Consider the following 18,332-nt stretch of genomic DNA (forward strand, 5'->3'; position numbering starts at 1 on the left):
CGGTCTCGCGCTTACTTGATGAACGGATTGGCGAACAAAACCAGCAGTGCGATCACGAGGCAATAAATGGCCATCGTTTCGATCATCGCCAGCCCGACAAACAGCGTACGTGAAATCGTGCCCGCTGATTCGGGCTGGCGTGCGAGCGCGTCCATTGCGGCCGCGACCGCGCGGCCTTCGCCGAGCGCCGGCCCGATTGCGCCGAACGAGACCGCGATTGCCGCGGCAAGAATACTGACGATCTGGATGAGATTGTTCATGGTGTGCCTTGTCGTTGATCCGGAGATTGCGGTGAAGCGTCGGCGAGCGCCGCGCCGATAAAAACCATCGCCAGTACGGTGAAGATGTAGGCTTGCACCGCGCCGGTCAGCAGATCGAGTGCCATCAGCGGAATCGGCACCAGCAGCCCGGCGAGCGAGAGAACGATGCCGACCACGAACACGCCGCTCATCACGTTGCCGAACAGACGCACGACTAGCGAAAAGGTGCGCGTGATCTGCTCGACCACGTTGAGCGGGATCATGATCCACGTGGGCTCCGCGAAAGTCGCGAGATAGCGGCCGAGCCCCCGCGTACGCACGCCGTAAAAAATCGTCGCGCAGAATACGATCAGCGCGAGCGCGGCGTCGGTCTCGACGTGCGCCGTCGGCGGCTCGACGCCCGGCACGAGCGAGGACCAGTTACTGATCAGAATAAACAGGAAGAGGGTGCCGATCAGCGGGCGATAGGTGCGTGGTTCGGTTTGCATCGTGTCGCGGATCTGATCGTCGACTGTGCTTACCAGCAACTCCAGCACCGTCTGCGCTTTCGATGGCATCAGCGTGAGACGCCGTGTGACGAGCGCCGAGGCTGCCCACAGCAGCGAGATGATGACCCAGGTCGTGACCACGGGCGCCGACACCGGAATAGGGCCAAGGTGAAAGAGTGGTTCGGTGGCGAGCGGAGAAGGCATCATGGCTGCACCTTGAACCGTTGCAGTACAAGATGACGCGCGAGCAGCAGCCCGGCGGCGCCGCACAATAGCGGCCATGGTCCGAGCCGCGCCAGCACGATGAAAACCGCCGCCAGCAAGCCGAGGCGGATAAGCTGCAAGCCGATCGCCCGGCAGGGGGCGCCGGCGGTCAGGAGACGCACGTTCCAGCGCAAACCCGTGAAATGGATCAGCCCTGCCAGTACACCGGCCAGCAGACCGGTTGCAATCCGGGCGGCGAATACGGAATGGAATGTCATGGTCAATGCCTCCTCGTTTGCCGGTGCATCCACTTCCATGCGAACCACCAACCGATGCCTGCGCCGATCATCACCAGCGGTGCGGAAAAGAACACGCCGGTGCTGAAATAACGATCGAGCCAATGACCGAGCAGAAGCGAAAGCAGCGTCGGCACCACAATCGTCCAGCCGAGAATGCCGATCTGACCGAGGCGCGCGCCGAGTGAGGGCTCTGGTTCGTCGTGTGCTTCGTGCTCCCGTAGCATGGCTTGCCGCGCTGCGCGTGCGACGCGCTCGCCTGACGGATCGGCCGATGAGCCAGACGAGTCCGCCGGTTTGCCGGTTGCGTTACCAGCGGGTTTGCCTAGACGTTGGCCGTCGTCGCGGGTCATGCCCCCTCCTTGCCGTGCGGTTCTGTGTTGTCGCGCATGGCGGGTGATGTCCCCGGGCGCAGATAGCGCAACAACTGCCGAACCGCCTGCGTGTGCAGACGGGTCTGTTCGACGCGAGCGCGACGCGCGGTATCGAGGCGCTTGACGCGAGCAGCCTCGACCTGCGCCTGCAGCGCGACGAGCGTGTCGCCGCGAATACCGTCGCGACACGCGATCGTTACGCTGTGGCCGTCCACGGCTCTCAGCACGCCCGCTTCCACCGCGCAGAAATGCGGCACGGTATCGGCGCCATGCCAGCGGATCACGCAGGGCACGAGCACGGTCAGGAAGTTGGCGTGGCCGGGCAGAATACCGAAGCTGCCGCTGTCGTCTTCCGCGCGCAGCGCCACGACCCCGGTGTCGTCGACTAGCACGGCAGCCGGCGTGGCGATCATCAGATGGAGAGGCTGGCTCATTTCGCGTCACTCGGGGTGGGGGCCGCAGCGGTGACTGAGGTACTGGCCACCGTTTGAGCGGCCGGGTGCGATGCGTTTTCCCGGGCGCGCGCTTCGTCGAGCGTGCCCACCATATAGAGCGAGTTTTCCTGCCAGCTATCGCACTCGCCCGCCAGGATCGCCTTGCAGCCGGCGAGCGTGTCGGCGACCGCGACGGAGCGACCGGGTACGCCGGTAAACGCCTCGGTGACGGCGAACGGCTGCGTCAGAAAGCGCTGCAGGCGACGTGCACGGCCCACGATGCGGCGGTCGTCCGAGCCGAGCTCTTCCACACCCAGCAGTGAGATGACGTCTTGCAATTCGCGGTAATGTTCGATGGTTCGTCGTACTTCGGTGGCAATCGCCGCATGCGCCTCGCCGACGACGAGCGGGTCGAGCAGCACCGACGATGACGCGATCGGATCGATCGCCGGATACATGCCCTCGGCGGCCATCGAACGCGACAGCACGACCATGCTGTCAACGTGCGAGGCAATCGTGGTCACGGCAGGGTCGGTGAAATCGTCGGCGGGCACGTAGACCGCCTCGATGGCAGTCACCGAAACGTCGCCCACCGACACGATGCGCTCCTGCAGCGCAGCCACTTCGCTCGCCAGGGTCGGCTGATAACCGACGCGTGACGGCAGTCGTCCGAGCAGGCCGGACACTTCGGCTCCGGCCTGAACGAAGCGGAATACGTTGTCCATTAGCAGCAGAACATTCTGGTGCCGTTCATCGCGAAAGTATTCGGCCACGGTGAGCGCGGTGAGCGGCACGCGCCAGCGTGCACCGGGTGGCTCGTTCATCTGCCCGTACACCAGCACGGTGCGCGGCAACACGCCCGAGCCGCGCATGTCGAGCAGCATTTCATGGCCTTCGCGCGTACGCTCGCCGACGCCGGCAAAGACCGAGATGCCCTGGTAGCGCTCGACCATCGCGTGAATCAACTCCATCACGAGCACGGTCTTGCCAACCCCGGCGCCGCCGAACATCGCTGCCTTGCCACCCTGCGCGAGCGGCGTGAGCAGATCGATGATCTTGATCCCGGTCGCGAAGATCCCGGTGGCAGCACCCTGTGAGGACAAGGGCGGCGGCTCACGATGGATCGGCCGGCGCGGTACATCCGGCGGCAAAGGCGCGCCGCGATCTCCGGGCGTGCCGGCGACATCGATCAGACGCCCCAGCATGGCTTCCCCGACCGGCACCTGGATCGGGCCGCCGGTAGCGTAGACCGGCGCACCCCGTCGCAAGCCATTGGTGGATTGCAGGGCGAGCGCGCGCACTGTGGATTCATCCAGCTGGGCCTGTACTTCGGCAATGATCGGCGGTCCATCATCCGCGATGATCGAAAGCGATTCTTCGATGAGGGGGAGTGTCATCGCGTCGAACGCGATGTCGACGACCGCGCCGCGCACGGCGATCACACTACCCTGAACCGTTGCGGCCTGGTTTGACTGCCCGGACGGGAGACTTGTTGCCGGTGTGCCGGGTGTGCCATCGGGACTTTCTTCGGTCATGGTCATGCGGTGATATGGAAACCGGCGTCGGCGTAGATCGTCGAACCGGTGAGCGTCATGCCGGCTTCGCTGGCCAGAACCGCGGCGATCTTGCCGATTTCTTCGATGGTGACGAGATGCTGGGCCGGCGTGTGCATGCGAACGTCGTCGAGCAGTGCGTCGAAACGGTCGATGCCTGACGCCGCGCGTGTCTTCACGGCGCCAGCGGAAATGGCATGGACGTGGATGCGGTGCGCAGCCAGATCGGCGGCCAGATAGCGCACGCTCGATTCGAGCGCGGCCTTGACCGGTCCCATCACGTTGTAGTGATCGACAGCGCGTTCGGCGCCGTAGAAGCTCACGGTCATCAGACTGCCGCCATCGGTCATTAGCGGTAACGCGAGCTTTGCCATGCGAATGAACGAATGGCACGACACCGCCATGGCAAGCCCGAAGCCTTCGGCTGGGCAGTCGATCAATTTCGCGTGCAGTGCGTCGGCGGGCGCGAAAGCGATGGAATGGAGCAGGAAGTCGAGCCGCCCCCATTCCTTCGTCACCCGCTCGAAGACGGCTTCGAGCTGGCCGGGAACGGTGACGTCGCACGGCAGGATCAGCGGCGACTGAAGTGCGTCGGCGACGGGGCGCACGTAAGGCTCGGCCTTGTCGTTCAGATACGTCACAGCGAGGTCCGCGCCCGCGGCCCGAAACAGTTTCGCGCAACCCGTGGCGATGCTATGTTCGTTGGCGATGCCGACCACGAGGCCGCGCTTGCCTGACAGATCGATAATCGAATTCATGATATGGATTCCTCATGATGATGCACGGCCACGGCTTCGTCGGCGATGATCTGTTCCTCGTCGGTCGGCAGGACGAGCACGGCTACGCGGCTGCGCGCGCTGCTGATCACGCGCGCGTTGCCGGCGTTCGACTGAGGGTCGAGTTCGACGCCGAGCCATGCAAGCCGATTGCAGACGGCATTGCGCACTTCCGGTTGATGCTCGCCAATACCTGCGGTGAACACGAGACAGTCCATGCCGCCGAGCGTGGTCGCGAGCCGCGCCGCTTCGCCCGCAATGCGAAAGGCGAAGAGGTCCATTGCCTCGCGAGCCTCCGGCCGGTGGCTGGCCTGCAATTCGCGGCTGTCCGCACTGATGCCCGATACGCCGAGCAGGCCTGATTTCGTGTAGAGCAGCGCCTCGATGTCGCTTGTGCTCATATGCTGCTGCTCAAGCAGATGCAGTACGACACCGGCGTCGAGTGCGCCACAGCGAGTGGCCATCGGAATGCCGTCGAGTGTCGAGAAGCCCATGCTGGTATCGCAACTCTTGCCGTCGTCGAAAGCAGCGAGGCTTGCACCGCTGCCGAGATGTGCCGCGACGACCTTGCCGTGTGCCAGACGCGGGAACTGTTGCGAGAGTTGCTTGATGATGAACTGATAGGAAAGCCCGTGAAAACCGTAGCGTTTGATACCCTGGTCGAAAAGCTGACGGGGAATCGCGAAGCGGCGCACGAGGTCGGTCTGTGTCCGGTGAAACGCCGTGTCGAAGGAAGCCGACTGGATCAGTCGGGGCCGCAGATGCCGGATCGCACGGATTAGCCGCAGGCTTTGCGGCTGGTGCAAAGGTGCAAGCGGGACCAGTGCGTCAATCGCGGCGAGCGTGTCGTCCTCAATCGCCACCGGTCCGCTGAAACGGTCACCGCCATGCACGACGCGATGGCCGACCGAGATGAGGTCGTCGAGCGGGAAGTGCGCGGCGAACCAGCCGAGCGTTTCGTCGAGCACGTCGTGCAGATCTTCGGTGACGCCCGATACGAGCCGAATCTCCCTAGTCTCGCTACTGTTGGTGAGTTGCAAACGCAACGGCTGCTGCCGGAAGTCGATCGTGCCTTGCCCGATTCTCACTGCGGCGCCTGAGGTGACTCGAAACAGGCCGATCTTCACAGTCGACGAGCCGGGATTGAAGGTAAGCAGAAGTGGTGCGTTCATGATGAGGTCGGCCCTCCAGGGGTGCGTTCAGCTGCGAGCTTGGCGAGCGCGGCAGAAGCGAGGCGGACGCGCACGCTATCGGCTCGGCTCGTCAGAATGATCGGCAGGCGCGCGCCGAGCACGATGCCTGCCGCGTCGGCGCCTGCGAAGTACACCAGCTGTTTGGCGAGCATGTTGCCGGCCTCGAGATCGGGCACCATCAGAATGTCGGCCTGCCCCGCCACCGGTGAAACGATGCTCTTGGTCTGCGCCGCCGCCATGCTGATCGCGTTGTCGAAGGCGAGCGGGCCGTCCACCAGCGCGCCCGTGATCTGCCCGCGCGCGGCCATGACCGTCAGCGCGGCCGCGTCGAGCGTGGTCGGCATGCGGGGGTTGACGGTTTCCTCCGCCGCGAGGACAGCGACCCGCGGCATGTCGATGCCAAGCAGGTGCAGGAGATCGATCGCGTTCTGGCAGATATCGCGTTTCTGGTCGAGCGTTGGCGCGATATTGACCGCAGCGTCGGTGACCACCAGTGGCTTCGTGTAGGCCGGTACGTCCATCGCGTAGACGTGACTGATCCTGCGCGCGGTGCGCAGTCCAGATCCCGTCGCCACGACGGCGGATAGCAGTTCATCTGTATGCAGGCTGCCTTTCATCAATGCGGCAACCTTGCCCGCCGCACCCAGTTCGACCGCGCGCGCGGCCGCCGCGTGGCTGTGCCCGGTTGATTCGAGATTGATACCGTCGAGACTGAGTTGTGCGGCATCGGCGGCGGCGCGGATTTTGGCTTCCGGTCCGATCAGGAGCGGATCGAGCAGCCCTTCGTCACGTGCCGTGAGCGCCGCGCGGATTGCATCCGGAGAGCAGGGATGCACAACTGCAGTGCGCAACGCCGGCCGTAGACGGGCCTCGCGGATAAATGCTTCGTACCGGTCATGCCGGCGCACGGTGGCCTCAGGGCGCGGCATGGCCGGCAAAACGATCGGCGAAGCAGGCGCGATCACGGTGGCGACGCCCAGCAGCACCACCTCGCCTTTCTGGTTCGTGCAAACCGTGTCGAGCAGAACGATGCGTTTCGACGCACGTTTTTCCTTGACGGTGACGGTCGCGGTGATGGTGTCACCCGGCGTGACCGGATGACGGAACTGCAACGTCTGATCCAGATAGATCGTGCCCGGTCCGGGCAACCGGGTGCCGAGCAGAGCTGAAATGAGCGCGGCGGTCCACATGCCGTGCACCACCACATGGCCGAACAGATCTGTCGATGCGAATGCCGCATCCATATGCGCGGGGTTGACGTCGCCGGAGAGCGCGGAGAACAGATCGATGTCGTTCTGCCCGGCAATGCGTACGAGCGACGCCGATTCGCCGATCGCGAGTTCGTCGAAGGTCCGGTTGCGAAGCATCATGTCGTTCATGGCGTCGCTCCTACGCCTGGAAGACGTAAGTGCCGGGCGCATCGCCAGGCGCTTTTGCTCCGTCGCCGCCCATGGCCGGTGGCGCGATACGTTTCGCACTCGAATGGGCAGCTAGCCAGTCTGTCCACGCGGGCCACCATGAACCTTCCTGCGGCATCGCAGAGGCAAGCCACGCATCGGGACCCATGCGCAGATCGTCCGGTGCCGTGTGTTTCAACCTGAAGTGGCGATGCGCATGCCCCGGCTCGCTGACGATGCCGGCGTTGTGGCCGCCGCTCGTCAGCACGAAAGTCATGTCAGTGTCGGACAGATTGTGAATCTTGAACACCGACTGCCATGGCGCGATGTGATCGCGTTCCGTGCCGACCACGAACAGCGGCACGCGAATATTGCGCAGCGACACCGGGCGCCCATCGACATGGTACCGGCCACAGGCCAGATCGTTGTCGAGGAATAGACGCCGCAGATACTCCGAATGCATCCGGTACGGCATCCGTGTGGCATCGGCGTTCCATGCCATCAGGTCGTTCATCGGCGCGCGCTCGCCGAGCAGATAGTCGTGCACGATGCGCGACCAGATCAGATCGTTGGACTGCAGTAACTGGAATGCGCCGGCCATCTGATTGGCCGCCAGATAACCCTGCGACCACATCATGCTTTCGAGGAAATAGACTTCACTGTCGTCGATGAAAAGTTGCAACTCGCCCGGCTCGCTGAAGTCCGTTTGCGCGGCGAACAGCGAAACCGATGCGAGCCGCTCGTCGCCAGAGCCGGCCATGGCGGCCGCGGCGATCGACAGCAGCGTGCCGCCGAGACAGTAGCCGGTTGCGTGAACCCGTTGTTTCGGCATGATCGCGGAGATCGTATCGAGCGCCGCCATCACACCGAGTTGCCGGTAATCGTCGAGGCTCAGATCACGGTCTTCGGCGCTGACATTGCGCCAGGAGATGCAGAACACGGTGTGGCCCTGTTCGACCAGGTAGCGGATCAGTGAATTGTGCGGCGACAGATCGAGGATGTAGTACTTCATGATCCATGCCGGCACGATCAGAACTGGCTCGGCCAATACGCTGGCGGTCGCAGGGCTGTATTGAATCAGTTCGATCAGGTGATTGCGAAACACCACCTTGCCCGGCGTAGCGGCGAGGTTGCCACCCACCTTGAACTGATCGAGGCCGACGGCCCGTTGACCGTTCACCTGACGACGCAAATCTTCCAGTGCGTTGCACATGCCTCGGAAGATGCTCATTCCGAACGTCTCGGCGGCACGATGTAAAACCTCGGGATTGCTGAGCGGAAAGTTTGTGGGTGCGACGATATCGAGCCCCTGGCGCGCACCGAACGACACCACATCTTCGTGATGACGCGTGGTGCCGGGCACGCCGCGTGTGGCCGTGGTCCACCATTGCTCGCTCAATAGAAATGCCTGCTGCCAGAAGCGGAAAGGTTCGGTCTGCCATACGTCCGCGCGAAAACGCCTGTCTTCCGGCGCGGGTTCGGCGAGCGGCGGAGCGTATTCACCGCGCGAAGCCTGGATCATGTAGTCGGCAATCCGTTTCGCGTCCTGAATACCGAGCGATGCCAGTTCCAGTTGTTTGCCAGGCGCGGCTGCCAGATGGATGAGCCAGTCGGCCCAGGCCAGCGCGAGCGCCACCGGAGACAGCCCTCCGCTCAGGCGGGCGATGAAGGCTTCTTTGGCGTGATCGAGGGCGCGGAACGGCGCAGCGGATGCGGCAATGGGCGGCGTGTTCGGCGCAGCCTGAACGGCGGCGGAAACGGGTCTGAAGCGAGTGTCCATCTGGATGTCCTCAGCGTAGGGTGGCCACGTCGCGTGCCGCAGCCTGACTGTTTGCGGGACTCGGTGAACGAGCCGGTGATGTCACCGAGAAAAGCTGTCCGCGAAGTGCGAATCACACCAGGTGTGCCGGTTTCCCGGCCCTGTTTGTGCGGGGCAGCAAACATTGCACCGAGCGACTGTAGCTGCCGGATAGCGGTCCACAATTGATCTGAATCAATGGTGGCGAATGGACTTTTGAGCGTAATGAAGGCGTGAGGTGTCGCGCGGAATGGTGATCGCAATACGAAAGCCGCTGCCGGCTGTGGTGTCAATTGACAGCGTGCCGTTCAGGCGGCGCACACGTTCGCCCATTTCCAGCAAGCCGAATGACATCCGTTCGACAAGGTGCGTTGCGCCGGGCCCTGAACGTTATCGGCGATGTGCAATATGCAGGTTTTGCCGCTTCTACTGAATTCGGCGGTAACTTCGTCCGCGCGTGCGTGGCGGGCCACGTTGGTCGGCTCTTCCCGGATTACATGGAAGACGGCCGCCTCGGTCAACGTCATATGTGCTGTCCGAATGCTGGCGTCGACGACGATCGCATAGCGCTGTGCAACAGCGTCGATGAGCACTTTCGGGTGCAGAGGCAAAACCCAGCGTCTCCAGCGCGATTCGCTGCAATCTGGTTGCGATCCACCGCGATGATGCCACGGTGCCGTTGATCAGACGGTTCATGTCTTCGATGTGCGACGGAATGCGCGCGATCTTCTGGCCGTCGTGGAGCTTCGAGCCTGGTCGCGCACGATCCGTCGGGTTTGGCCCGGTTTTTCGCCCGCCCCAACAGATCGCACGAAGGGAGAATCGACGGCAGCATACGAAAGGTCCAGTTGCCCGGATTCGCGCAGCTTGTCGAGCGGAAGCGCATGCGGTTTGTTCCAGACTGCCCGCCTTCTGCCATGCGTCCAGACGACGCTGCCCGCTCCGACACACGAGGTCGGCCTCGACGTTCGCTGTTTCGACGCTTTGGCTTCGGCAGTAACGGTTCGATCCGTGTCCACAATTCGTTGTCAATGATCGGCGCCTGTATCTCCTCGGTCTCCGCTGTCAGGACGGCTGAGGTTAACGTCGCGCCCGGACAGTAAGCAGCCCCGCACAGGGATTTTTTGGAACTGGCCTCTTATGGTTGTGGTATCGCTCGCAGTGCTCTGAGGTTGCCCGCAAATATCGTATCCGCTACCTGATGCACCGGTACAACTGGATACGGCCGCATCAGTTCAACGACGGACTGGCGCCGGCAGTCGCGGAAGAAAAACTTAACGCAGTGTCCGGGATGGGTTGACCACTACATACCGGCATGAAACGCGCGCGCCCGCAGCTCGACAACCTGCTTACGCACCTACGGCCGCGCGACGTGGTTATCGTAACCCGCCTCGACCGGCTCGCGCGAAGCATTCTCGATCTGCTGGAAATTGTTGAGCGCATTCGTGACGTTGGTGCCGGGCTACGCAGCCTTGCCGAGCCGTGGGCCGACACGACGACGCCAGGCGGCCGCATGGTATTGACCGTGTTTGGTGGTATGGCCGAGTTTGAACGTAGCCTGATCGTAGAGCGCACAAGCACCGGTCGGGCGGCCGCAAAAGCTCACGGCACGAAATTTGGGCGCAAGCCGAAGCTCGCCCCCCCGCAGCTCAAACACATCTATCAGCTCGTGGACGAAGGCAAGGCCAGTAGACAGGAAATCGCCGACCTGTTCGGCATCGACCGCTCGACGCTTTATCGAGTGCTCGCGCAGCGCGAGCAAGCGTGAAATTCTACGGGGAAGCCGAATAAATATCTGAGGTTACATGCGCAGGCTTGTGGTTCGTGCGTTACGCACTTATCGTCCGGCCGACGGTCCTGCGCCTGTTCCGCGTCCATGCAACGTGTACGAGCGATGCGATCGACGCCTTGGCGCACTGCCAGAAGGGGGCCGCTACGTGGACGATCAGATTTCCGTTGTCCCTGCGCCCGCTATCTTGATTCTGTTCCGCCCGTTCCTCTTGGCGTCGTAAAGCGCCCTATCCGCGTCCTGTAGCAACGCCTCATAGATCGGGCGAGGTTCGCTGGACGCGGCCATGTGCGCGGCGCTGGCAATGCCCACGCTGATCGTGACGCGCTGGAGCGGGCTTCCGGCGTGCGGTATGGCGAGATCATGGACGGCCTGTTTCATCGCTCTGGCGATATGCTCGGCCCCAGCCCTTGTCGTGTCCGGCAGGATCACGGCAAATTCCTCGCCGCCATATCGGGCGGCCCAGTCGGTCGGGCGATGGAGTGCCGAAAGGATCGCGGTGCTTACCGCCTGCAAGGCGGTGTCTCCGGTGACGTGGCCGTAGAGGTCATTGAAGGGCTTGAACCAATCCACGTCGATCATGGCGATCGACAGCGCGGGGTGCCCCCGCTGCATCCGGCGCGTTTCATCGTCCAGGACCTTTTCCAGCCCCCGGCGGTTCAGGAGGCCAGTTAGCGGGTCAGTTTCGGCGAGGGCTTCGAGTTGCCTGTACGCGACCGCCAGCTTTTTGTTCGAGGCCGCCAAGGCGGTTTCGGTTCGCTTGAGTTCGGTAATATCCGTCAGGATCGCAACCATGGCGGTTGCCCGGCCTTCATGCGCCAGATCGAGCGGACTGACACGAACAAGATAGACGTGGCCGTTGACTGTAGACTCGTGGTCTCGGCCGGACTGGCCCGCGTCGAACGCCTCAAAATCCCTGCGCGCGCTGGCGACCGTTTCGGGCGTACAGAAGTTCGCTATAGGCTTGCGCGGGAGCGCCGATAGCGGCTGGCCGAGGATCGCCGCATATTCCTCGTTGGCGGCGATGAAATGCATCTCCCGATTCACCAGGCACATGGCGACCGGCAGCGAGAGGATTATGTGATGCAGTTCATCAACCGAGATTCGTGAAAACATACGCCAAGACCAACCCCAACCCCAACTTCTCAAGAATATGCGAGCGTCAAGGGGGCTTTGACGCGTGCCGTCAAAGGTGCCGTCGCTCGCGGTGACACTAGTATGCACCAAGCTCTACCATGACGGACTCAACCGGATGTTCCCAAGTTAAGTAAATTTTTACCGTCTGGCAGGTAGCGAAACGGCCCGCGCGGTGCGTTGCTACGTGCGCCCGGCCTGCCGCTCCTGCCGCAACCGCTGCCGGGCCAGGCTAGGCCGGGCCGGGCCGTTGCAGCTCGATTGCACTTGAACAGAACAAGACATGGCTACGTTACGACTTCATGCTTATGAAGTTGCTGCGCCTGGTCGTATCGCACGTCGAAGCCCGGTCGAAGACAAAGCCCAGCGGCATAAACCTCGTTGGACTCAGGCCACGATGTTTTCGAGGTCTGCCAGCAGGCTTGGTTGTTTGGGTTCCCAGCCCAAAGTCTTGCGGGTATGGTCGCTCGAAGCAGGCTGGTCGGCCGCAAAGATCGGACCCAGCGCGCCAAAGGTTTCTGCGGTTGCGGATGCCACAGGCAGCCCCAGCTTGCGCCCGATGACCGCTGCAATGTCTCGAACCTTGTCGCCCTCGTCGGCGACGGCATGCCAGGCCGTGCCGGGCTCGCCTCGTTCAAGCGCCAGCCGGAACAGCACGGCAGCGTCGAGCGCATGAACTGCTGGCCAACGCTGTTCGCCATCGCCCGGGTAGCTGGATTGTCCGGTCTGGCGCGCGAAGCGGGTCAGCATCCCGGCAAAACCGCCGGTCCCTTTGTTATGCACCGTGCGGGGCAGTCGCACCGACATACTGCGAACGCCATGGGAGGCCAGAGCAAGCGTGGCATTCACGGCCCGTCCACGACCACCCACCGGCCCTTCGGTCGGAAGGGGATCGCGTTCGGTCGAGGCACGACCTGCCACCCAGGGTGTACCCGATACCGTGACAAGCGGGCGATTGGTTCCGACAAGCTCTTTGCCCAGCGCGGTCAAGGCCGCGGTTTCTTCGGCAACGCCTGCTGCGAGTGCTTCGGGACTGCTGAAGTCATTTGCAAAGGCAAGGTGCACGACCCCGTCGGTCTGGCGAGCCCCTTGTCGCAGGATATCCAGATCGGAAAGCGACCCGCGCAATGGGGCGGTACCTGCCGCTGTGATGGCTTGCGCAGCCCTGTCGGATCGCGTGAGTGCGAGGACGGAATGACCATTGTTTATCAGTTCCGCAACAACTGCCGAACCGACCAGTCCGGTCCCGCCGGTGATGAAGACATGCATGAAAATTTTCCTCATAGTGTCAGTGACTGACTATAATCGTAGTGACAGTGACTGACAATATCTTTATGGTAGCGAAATGCCTCGTAATTCCGATGACGCTCGCAAGCACCTGATCCAGGCCGCCTTGGACCTGTTCGCTCAGAACGGGTTTGAACAAACGACCGCGGCCCAGATCGCGGCTCGTGCGGGGGTGACCGAAAGGACCTTCTTTCGGCTTTTCGTCGACAAGCGAGAGGTGCTGTTCTATGGCCAGTCGATGCTCAGTGCCGCACTTGCCGAGGCTGTAGCGGATGCACCGGCGCTCCTGTCGCCAATGGAAGTGTTGCGCCAGGCGTTGGAGGCCGTCGTCCCCCTACTGGAAGGCAATCGGCGATATTCGGAGCCCCGCCAGCGCATCATCGCAGCGACGCCAGCCCTTCAGGAGCGCGAGGCGGCAAAACGTGTCGCCCTGACCAGGACATTGTCTGAGGCGCTCGAAAAGCGAGGCATTTCGCCCGGTCGAACAAGCCTGGCGTCCCATCTCGCGCTGGGTGCCCTGTCACATGCACTGGCCGCATGGTTTGCTGAACCTGACACTTCACTCAAAATCCATCTGGATCGAGCGTTCGCCGAAATGAAGGCGCTGACATCGGTCCGGTAAGGGCCTTGCGCAACTGCAAATGAATCAGGAGCCGCGCATGTCCCACTATCTGGTCGAACTCTATACGCCCAATGCCACCTGGAAAGCGTTTCCTAGGGAGCAGCGCCAGCAGTTCTTGAGGGGCATTCAAGCCGCAATGGGTGGGCTTTCCGGCTTGTGTATTGAGGTGCTGGTATTGGGCAGGATCGAGCGGGGCATTGATCACGTCAGCGAGCACTGTTTCCTGGGTATCTGGCGCTTTCCTGGTGCCCAAGCGCGAGATGCGCTGCTGGCGGGCATTCAGGCCAGCGGCTGGTACGGCTCTTTCGACCATGTGAATGCCACCGCCAGCGATACGCGCGACATCGCCAGCCATCTTTCTGAGTTGGTGGCATTCTGAGAAATTGGCCGTGGCGCTGCGCCGCCTCCACGATTTCCAGGTCGTAACTAAAAAGGCTCTACTCCGGTTGCATCAACTTAGGGTTCTGAATCTGTTGCGATATTCGGCCGGCGTGGTGTCCAACGTCCTGCGGAATGCGCGGTTGAGCGTGTCAGTGGTGTTGAAGCCGCAGACCTCCGCAATGCGGCCCAGCGGTTCATCCGTGGTTTCCAGCCGATTTCGCGCTATCTCGACACGTACCGATTCGATGTAAGCGGCAGGCGTCGTATTCAGTTCCGTCTTGAAAAGACGGGTCAGTTGCCGGTCGCTGACGTGCGCCTGCTCGGCTAGGTCGGCGATGGTGATGGGCTGGCCGACGTGGCTCATGATGTAGTGGCGTAGTGCGTCCATGCGCCGCGTCGTCGAGGCTGGCTCCAGCGAAGCACTGAACTGGCTTTGTCCGCTCGGGCGCTTGAGGAACATCACGAGTTGGCGTGCCACGCGCAAGGCCAGCCGTTCCCCAAAGTCGTCGGCGACCAAGGCAAGCGCGAGGTCCAGGCAAGCGGTTAGACCGGCGCCGGTCCAGACATTGCGGTCGCGGATGAAGATCGGATCAGCATCAACCTTGACCGCCGGGTGGTCCTCGGCAAGCTGCTGCGCGGTGGACCAATGAGTGGTGGCCCGCCGGCCGTCCAGCAGGCCCGCCGCGGCCAGCACATGCGCGCCCACACACACGGACGCGGTGCGTCGGGTGTTGGCCGCGAGCGTCTTCACCCACTGAACCACAGAAGAAGGTTCCACGACGGCGCGCACACGGCGCTCTTTATCGACTTCGACGGCGCCGGGCACCACGAGGGTGTCGATCCTACGGTGAGCCAGGTCCGCGAACGTGGCGTCGGGCAGCACACGCACGCCAGCCGAGGTCATAACGGGTGCCAGCGTCTCAGTTGCCAGTACCACCTGGTAGCCCGTCGGCTCGTCCATCTCACGCTGCAGCAGCGAGAACACTTCCGCCGGGCCGGTCACGTCCAGCAAATCGACGCGCTCGAACAGGACGATGACGATGAGGCGCTTGATGTGTGCCATGAGAGCGGTGAAGTCGTGATGTCTGAATCTGCATGTTATATGACATTGCGGACATTTGACGACGTTCTTAGCATGGAGAGGTGGCCAGTTCCGATGGCCCGGAATTCACCAATTTCTCATTGCAAGGAAGGACAACCATGAACACTTCGACCACGCTTCGCCAACTCAACGGACTGGAGGCTGCGCCCGCCACGCTGGCCAACGCCACCCTGATCCTGGTGGACTACCAGAACACCTATACGCGCGGTGTCATGGAGCTGACCGGATGGAAAGCGGCCCTGGCTTCGGCATCCGAATTGCTGGGCCGAGCACGCGCGGCCGGCGCCAAGGTCATCCACGTCGTCCATGATGGTGGGAAAGGTTCGCCCTATGATCTCGACGATGAGGTCGGAAAGATCCATTCCATGGTCGCGCCCATCGAGGGCGAGCCCATCGTCGTCAAGACGGCGCCCAATGCTTTCTTCAATACCGACCTGGGCGAGCGCGTGGATGCGGCGGGCAACAAACAGGTCATTGTCATCGGGTTCATGACCCATATGTGCGTGACGTTCACCGCCGAGGGTGCGTTCCTGCGCGGCAACCAGCCGACCGTGGTGGCCAATGCCTGCGCGACGCGGCCCATTCGCACGCACGTGGTGGACGTGTCGGCCGAGACACTACACGAGAGTGCGCTGGCGACTATTGCAGACCTCTATGCCGTGGTGGCGCGCTCGGGGTCGTCTTTGTGCTGAAAGGCGTCAGAGATTTTCAAGGCGCTTGCTCATTGTGTTCAGCGCTGGACCTCGCTGCACCAATACCACCAACGAACCAATGAGCAACAAAACGAATAAAGCCAGGCTCCAAATCGAATAGTCTATGCCGAGCACATGCACCACGGCCTCCGAGCAGGTGGCAAAGATCCCGAACAACCATGGAACACCCGCGTCCAAACCCATGGCGCTCATGAATCGGTCAGCAAAATCTCAGGGCTAATTCAGCGATTCAGCGAGCGCGCACAACCTATGCCGGTGGGCATGGCACAAAATCTCCTTACGGCACTCGATCGCTTGGTCGACATGGGAGACCGTCGGGCGGCCAGCGTTCAGTTGAGTGAGGTCTTTCGTTCAATGCGCGTAGCGAACGCTTAAGCCTCCGTGCGAGCGCTGGTCCTCAGTCGGCCAATGGTGATGATATGCACTGCATTGAAAAGCGGGAGGCGCGGAACGCCTGAAAAGTTGGCGCATCAGGCGGACGTTGCGCAATTAGACAGTATGATTGAGGTGCCAAGGGGGCAGACAGGGGAGCGCGGTATTTGCCGGGAGGCGTCCGGTTTGTTCCGCCGTTGTGTGGAGGTAGATTTGGGGGGGGGCGGGCATTGCCGCATCGGCCGAACCCTTGTGGGACGGGCCTGAGCGGCCACGATGTGAACCCCACCCGGCGCTCGTAGCGGCCAACGTCTGCGGCGGGTTCCTCGGTCAGGTTCAGCGGGGTGGTCGCCGCGACGTGGCTAGCTGCTGGAGCCTTCAGGCGGCTCAGCACGTTGAGCACGTGATCGCCGCTGGAACGGCCCGAGTCGAGTGTCACCTGGACGGCCTGCAATACCGCATCGAGCCCGTGCTCATGTACGGCACCCAGAACCTGCGTCATGACGCGATCTCCGCCGGGATGCCTCAGCGTGCCGCTGCAATTCCAGAAGCGGCTGGAGCATCGTCGCAAACGGCGCGCCGTTGCGCAGTGCGCCGGGCTTGCGCTCGACCAGCGTGATGTAGTGCTGCCAGTCGTAGAACGTCAGGTGTCGCTCGAAGCTGCGAGTGTGACGGGGAGTCTCCCGGTCATCGGCGATGACGCTCAGCAGCACCGGATAGCAGCGCACGCTCACGAGCTGGTTCACGAACTCGGTCGGCACGCTGTAGCGGTTGCGCTGGAAGTGGATCAGACCCGTCAATGACACGCGCAGGATCTGCTCGACATAGCTGTCGAACGGGCGGGGGTTGGGCATCAGCCGTGTGCGTTCATCCTCAAGCACATCCTCGACGCTCAGCTCCGGCCACTGCGGGTGTGGCATCTTCCACGCCTGGCGGCACCGGTCTGCAACCCATGCGTTCAGTGTTTCGAGCGAATCCCAGCGATGCTGCACGGCGTCGTGCCAGATCTGCCGGCGCCGGTCCTGTACGTTCTTCTCAACGATGCCTTTCTCCCAGCCGGCCGCACGGTTGCAGAACTCTGGCTCGAACAGGTAATGGCTGCACATCGCCTCGAAGCGGGCGTTGATCGTGCGCGCCTTGCCGCGCCCGACCCTGTCTACCGCGGTCTTCATGTTGTCGTAGATGCCGCGGCGCGGCACGCCGCCGAAGGCGGCAAACGCCCTGGCGTGTGCATCGAACAACATCTGGTGACTCTGGGTTGGGTAGGCCACCAGCCAGAACGCGCGGCCGGCGTTCAGCTTCATATGGGCGACCTCAAGGCGTCGGCGCAGCCCGCCCACGAAGGCGTATTCGCAACTCCGGTCGAACTGAAAGGTCTCGCCCAGCTCGAACGCCAGCGGAACATAAGCCTGACGGTGTGGAGCCTGCGTTTGCTGCTCGCGCCAGCGCCGCACGAATATGCTCACACGCGTGTAGCTGCCAGCGTAGCCCTGTGCGCGGATCGCCTCGAACATGAAACGCGCTGTGCGGCGCTCGCGTTTGGGCCGGTGGCTGTCGGTCTTCAGCCATTCCTCAAGCTGGCTGGGCCCATTCGCTCACTACACCCGGACTGACCCGCTTCGGGTACTTCGACTCGGCCGCCTCCGGTTGCCGCAGCCACGTGCGGATCGTGTTGCGGGACAGCCCCGTGCGCCGCGCGATCTCCTGCAGCGGCACCTTCTCGCGGAAATACATCCGCCTGATCTTGGCCAGCATACCCACCCTGATCACCTCTGTATCCCCTGCTCAAATATTGAGCATGACATTCAATCACGTGGGTCAACTCTGCGCGACCGCTAATATTATATGCTCTTTTTATTGCCTCCATATTTGCGATCTCTGCGCTAGCAGGGGAAGGAATGCCGCTTTGATAAATTTCATAATCGGTAATCCTCATCTATGTGGCACAGTGAATACATTTCCTGTTTGCTTGATGTGAATGTTAAAAGGCTTGATGAAAAAATAATACCTAAAGTATTCTCATTCAATGCTCAAGGTTTAAGTCGACTGCTGAATACTTTTCGATACCTCACGGGCGATAGCGAATATTGCTTCTGGAACTGATGCCGCATGGCGGAGGTAGATGCATACCCAGCAATGCGCGCAATTTCTTCCATAGA

19 protein-coding genes and 3 pseudogenes are annotated in these 18,332 nt (G+C 62.3%); 4 read left to right on the forward strand and 18 right to left on the reverse strand.

Features of this window, described 5'->3' with window-relative positions; genetic code table 11:
• Positions 1 to 11: 11 nt before the first annotated feature.
• The 12 genes and pseudogenes from G3N58_RS18600 to G3N58_RS18655 all read right to left on the reverse strand — a co-directional run.
• Complete coding sequence (locus G3N58_RS18600) at positions 12 to 260, reverse strand: F0F1 ATP synthase subunit C (RefSeq protein WP_205999889.1); 249 nt, start codon at positions 258 to 260, stop codon at positions 12 to 14.
• The gene (locus G3N58_RS18605; RefSeq protein WP_205999890.1) at positions 257 to 955 is read right to left on the reverse strand and encodes a F0F1 ATP synthase subunit A; all 699 of its coding nucleotides are present in this window, start codon (positions 953 to 955) and stop codon (positions 257 to 259) included. Before G3N58_RS18605 ends, G3N58_RS18600 begins: the two co-directional genes overlap by 4 nt.
• On the reverse strand, positions 952 to 1,269 hold the full coding sequence (locus G3N58_RS18610) for an ATP synthase subunit I (protein WP_205999891.1): 318 nt from the start codon (positions 1,267 to 1,269) through the stop codon (positions 952 to 954). Before G3N58_RS18610 ends, G3N58_RS18605 begins: the two co-directional genes overlap by 4 nt.
• Positions 1,233 to 1,601 (reverse strand): AtpZ/AtpI family protein, encoded by a 369-nt coding sequence (locus tag G3N58_RS18615; protein ID WP_205999892.1) that lies wholly within the window; start codon positions 1,599 to 1,601, stop codon positions 1,233 to 1,235. The genes G3N58_RS18610 and G3N58_RS18615 overlap by 37 nt, the downstream gene beginning before the upstream one ends.
• A complete protein-coding gene (locus G3N58_RS18620; protein WP_205999893.1) occupies positions 1,598 to 2,056 on the reverse strand; it encodes a F0F1 ATP synthase subunit epsilon in 459 nt (152 codons plus the stop codon). Before G3N58_RS18620 ends, G3N58_RS18615 begins: the two co-directional genes overlap by 4 nt.
• Positions 2,053 to 3,597 (reverse strand): F0F1 ATP synthase subunit beta, encoded by a 1,545-nt coding sequence (gene atpD, locus G3N58_RS18625; protein ID WP_205999894.1) that lies wholly within the window; start codon positions 3,595 to 3,597, stop codon positions 2,053 to 2,055. Before atpD ends, G3N58_RS18620 begins: the two co-directional genes overlap by 4 nt.
• Positions 3,594 to 4,355, reverse strand: a complete 762-nt coding sequence (gene fabI, locus G3N58_RS18630; protein ID WP_205999909.1) for an enoyl-ACP reductase FabI — start codon at positions 4,353 to 4,355, stop codon at positions 3,594 to 3,596. The genes atpD and fabI overlap by 4 nt, the downstream gene beginning before the upstream one ends.
• Before the next feature lie 8 nt (positions 4,356 to 4,363).
• Entirely contained in the window at positions 4,364 to 5,557 is a 1,194-nt protein-coding gene (locus G3N58_RS18635) for an acetate/propionate family kinase (protein ID WP_205999895.1), read from the reverse strand.
• On the reverse strand, positions 5,554 to 6,957 hold the full coding sequence (locus G3N58_RS18640) for a bifunctional enoyl-CoA hydratase/phosphate acetyltransferase (RefSeq protein ID WP_205999896.1): 1,404 nt from the start codon (positions 6,955 to 6,957) through the stop codon (positions 5,554 to 5,556). Before G3N58_RS18640 ends, G3N58_RS18635 begins: the two co-directional genes overlap by 4 nt.
• A gap of 10 nt (positions 6,958 to 6,967) precedes the next feature.
• Positions 6,968 to 8,755 carry an alpha/beta fold hydrolase gene (locus G3N58_RS18645; RefSeq protein WP_205999897.1) on the reverse strand — a complete coding sequence of 596 codons (1,788 nt, stop codon included), beginning with the start codon at positions 8,753 to 8,755 and terminating at the stop codon, positions 6,968 to 6,970.
• 326 nt (positions 8,756 to 9,081) lie between these two features.
• The gene (locus G3N58_RS18650; RefSeq protein WP_205999898.1) at positions 9,082 to 9,384 is read right to left on the reverse strand and encodes a hypothetical protein; all 303 of its coding nucleotides are present in this window, start codon (positions 9,382 to 9,384) and stop codon (positions 9,082 to 9,084) included.
• A 127-nt stretch (positions 9,385 to 9,511) separates the two neighbouring features.
• Positions 9,512 to 9,821: pseudogene (locus tag G3N58_RS18655) on the reverse strand (IS5/IS1182 family transposase); the annotation flags it as partial.
• 267 nt (positions 9,822 to 10,088) lie between these two features.
• On the opposite strand from G3N58_RS18655, the gene G3N58_RS18660 reads away from it, so the two are divergent.
• A complete protein-coding gene (locus tag G3N58_RS18660) occupies positions 10,089 to 10,541 on the forward strand; it encodes a recombinase family protein (protein ID WP_205999899.1) in 453 nt (150 codons plus the stop codon).
• 177 nt (positions 10,542 to 10,718) lie between these two features.
• Here the strand turns inward: G3N58_RS18660 and G3N58_RS18665 are convergent, their stop codons facing one another.
• Positions 10,719 to 11,678, reverse strand: a complete 960-nt coding sequence (locus tag G3N58_RS18665) for a sensor domain-containing diguanylate cyclase (RefSeq protein WP_205999900.1) — start codon at positions 11,676 to 11,678, stop codon at positions 10,719 to 10,721.
• A 405-nt stretch (positions 11,679 to 12,083) separates the two neighbouring features.
• A complete protein-coding gene (locus tag G3N58_RS18670) occupies positions 12,084 to 12,965 on the reverse strand; it encodes an SDR family oxidoreductase (protein ID WP_205999901.1) in 882 nt (293 codons plus the stop codon).
• A gap of 76 nt (positions 12,966 to 13,041) precedes the next feature.
• Between G3N58_RS18670 and G3N58_RS18675 the strand changes: the two genes are divergently transcribed.
• On the forward strand, positions 13,042 to 13,605 hold the full coding sequence (locus G3N58_RS18675) for a TetR/AcrR family transcriptional regulator (RefSeq protein ID WP_205999902.1): 564 nt from the start codon (positions 13,042 to 13,044) through the stop codon (positions 13,603 to 13,605).
• Positions 13,606 to 13,642: 37 nt separating this feature from the next.
• Positions 13,643 to 13,984 carry a DUF6616 family protein gene (locus tag G3N58_RS18680; RefSeq protein ID WP_205999903.1) on the forward strand — a complete coding sequence of 114 codons (342 nt, stop codon included), beginning with the start codon at positions 13,643 to 13,645 and terminating at the stop codon, positions 13,982 to 13,984.
• A 72-nt stretch (positions 13,985 to 14,056) separates the two neighbouring features.
• Here the strand turns inward: G3N58_RS18680 and G3N58_RS18685 are convergent, their stop codons facing one another.
• Entirely contained in the window at positions 14,057 to 15,049 is a 993-nt protein-coding gene (locus tag G3N58_RS18685; protein WP_241017169.1) for a GlxA family transcriptional regulator, read from the reverse strand.
• Between the two features lie 137 nt (positions 15,050 to 15,186).
• Between G3N58_RS18685 and G3N58_RS18690 the strand changes: the two genes are divergently transcribed.
• The gene (locus G3N58_RS18690; RefSeq protein WP_205999904.1) at positions 15,187 to 15,780 is read left to right on the forward strand and encodes a cysteine hydrolase family protein; all 594 of its coding nucleotides are present in this window, start codon (positions 15,187 to 15,189) and stop codon (positions 15,778 to 15,780) included.
• A 6-nt stretch (positions 15,781 to 15,786) separates the two neighbouring features.
• Here G3N58_RS18690 and G3N58_RS18695 read toward each other — a convergent pair.
• From G3N58_RS18695 to G3N58_RS18705, 3 genes and pseudogenes are all read right to left on the reverse strand, one after another.
• A pseudogene (locus tag G3N58_RS18695) lies at positions 15,787 to 16,008 on the reverse strand (disulfide bond formation protein B); the annotation flags it as partial.
• A 457-nt stretch (positions 16,009 to 16,465) separates the two neighbouring features.
• Positions 16,466 to 17,934: pseudogene (gene istA, locus G3N58_RS18700) on the reverse strand (IS21 family transposase); the annotation flags it as partial.
• A gap of 269 nt (positions 17,935 to 18,203) precedes the next feature.
• Positions 18,204 to 18,329, reverse strand: coding sequence for an AraC family transcriptional regulator (locus tag G3N58_RS18705; RefSeq protein ID WP_241017170.1), 126 nt, complete (start codon positions 18,327 to 18,329; stop codon positions 18,204 to 18,206).
• Between the last annotated feature and the right edge of the window lie 3 nt (positions 18,330 to 18,332).

This window comes from Paraburkholderia sp. Ac-20342 (genome assembly GCF_017104985.1).
Classification (GTDB): domain Bacteria; phylum Pseudomonadota; class Gammaproteobacteria; order Burkholderiales; family Burkholderiaceae; genus Paraburkholderia.

What these genes read in the sequence shown, in the direction of transcription:
- atpD (WP_205999894.1), bottom strand. Translation starts at nt 3,597, where the DNA reads ATGACCATGACCGAAGAAAGTCCCGATGGCACACCCGGCACACCGGCA.
- G3N58_RS18705 (WP_241017170.1), bottom strand. Translation starts at nt 18,329, where the DNA reads ATGGAAGAAATTGCGCGCATTGCTGGGTATGCATCTACCTCCGCCATG.
- G3N58_RS18600 (WP_205999889.1), bottom strand. Translation starts at nt 260, where the DNA reads ATGAACAATCTCATCCAGATCGTCAGTATTCTTGCCGCGGCAATCGCG.
- G3N58_RS18690 (WP_205999904.1), top strand. Translation starts at nt 15,187, where the DNA reads ATGAACACTTCGACCACGCTTCGCCAACTCAACGGACTGGAGGCTGCG.
- G3N58_RS18660 (WP_205999899.1), top strand. Translation starts at nt 10,089, where the DNA reads ATGAAACGCGCGCGCCCGCAGCTCGACAACCTGCTTACGCACCTACGG.
- G3N58_RS18645 (WP_205999897.1), bottom strand. Translation starts at nt 8,755, where the DNA reads ATGGACACTCGCTTCAGACCCGTTTCCGCCGCCGTTCAGGCTGCGCCG.
- G3N58_RS18635 (WP_205999895.1), bottom strand. Translation starts at nt 5,557, where the DNA reads ATGAACGCACCACTTCTGCTTACCTTCAATCCCGGCTCGTCGACTGTG.
- G3N58_RS18605 (WP_205999890.1), bottom strand. Translation starts at nt 955, where the DNA reads ATGATGCCTTCTCCGCTCGCCACCGAACCACTCTTTCACCTTGGCCCT.
- G3N58_RS18615 (WP_205999892.1), bottom strand. Translation starts at nt 1,601, where the DNA reads ATGACCCGCGACGACGGCCAACGTCTAGGCAAACCCGCTGGTAACGCA.
- G3N58_RS18675 (WP_205999902.1), top strand. Translation starts at nt 13,042, where the DNA reads ATGCCTCGTAATTCCGATGACGCTCGCAAGCACCTGATCCAGGCCGCC.
- G3N58_RS18685 (WP_241017169.1), bottom strand. Translation starts at nt 15,049, where the DNA reads ATGGCACACATCAAGCGCCTCATCGTCATCGTCCTGTTCGAGCGCGTC.
- G3N58_RS18620 (WP_205999893.1), bottom strand. Translation starts at nt 2,056, where the DNA reads ATGAGCCAGCCTCTCCATCTGATGATCGCCACGCCGGCTGCCGTGCTA.
- G3N58_RS18640 (WP_205999896.1), bottom strand. Translation starts at nt 6,957, where the DNA reads ATGAACGACATGATGCTTCGCAACCGGACCTTCGACGAACTCGCGATC.
- G3N58_RS18670 (WP_205999901.1), bottom strand. Translation starts at nt 12,965, where the DNA reads ATGCATGTCTTCATCACCGGCGGGACCGGACTGGTCGGTTCGGCAGTT.
- G3N58_RS18680 (WP_205999903.1), top strand. Translation starts at nt 13,643, where the DNA reads ATGTCCCACTATCTGGTCGAACTCTATACGCCCAATGCCACCTGGAAA.
- G3N58_RS18665 (WP_205999900.1), bottom strand. Translation starts at nt 11,678, where the DNA reads ATGTTTTCACGAATCTCGGTTGATGAACTGCATCACATAATCCTCTCG.
- G3N58_RS18610 (WP_205999891.1), bottom strand. Translation starts at nt 1,269, where the DNA reads ATGGAAGTGGATGCACCGGCAAACGAGGAGGCATTGACCATGACATTC.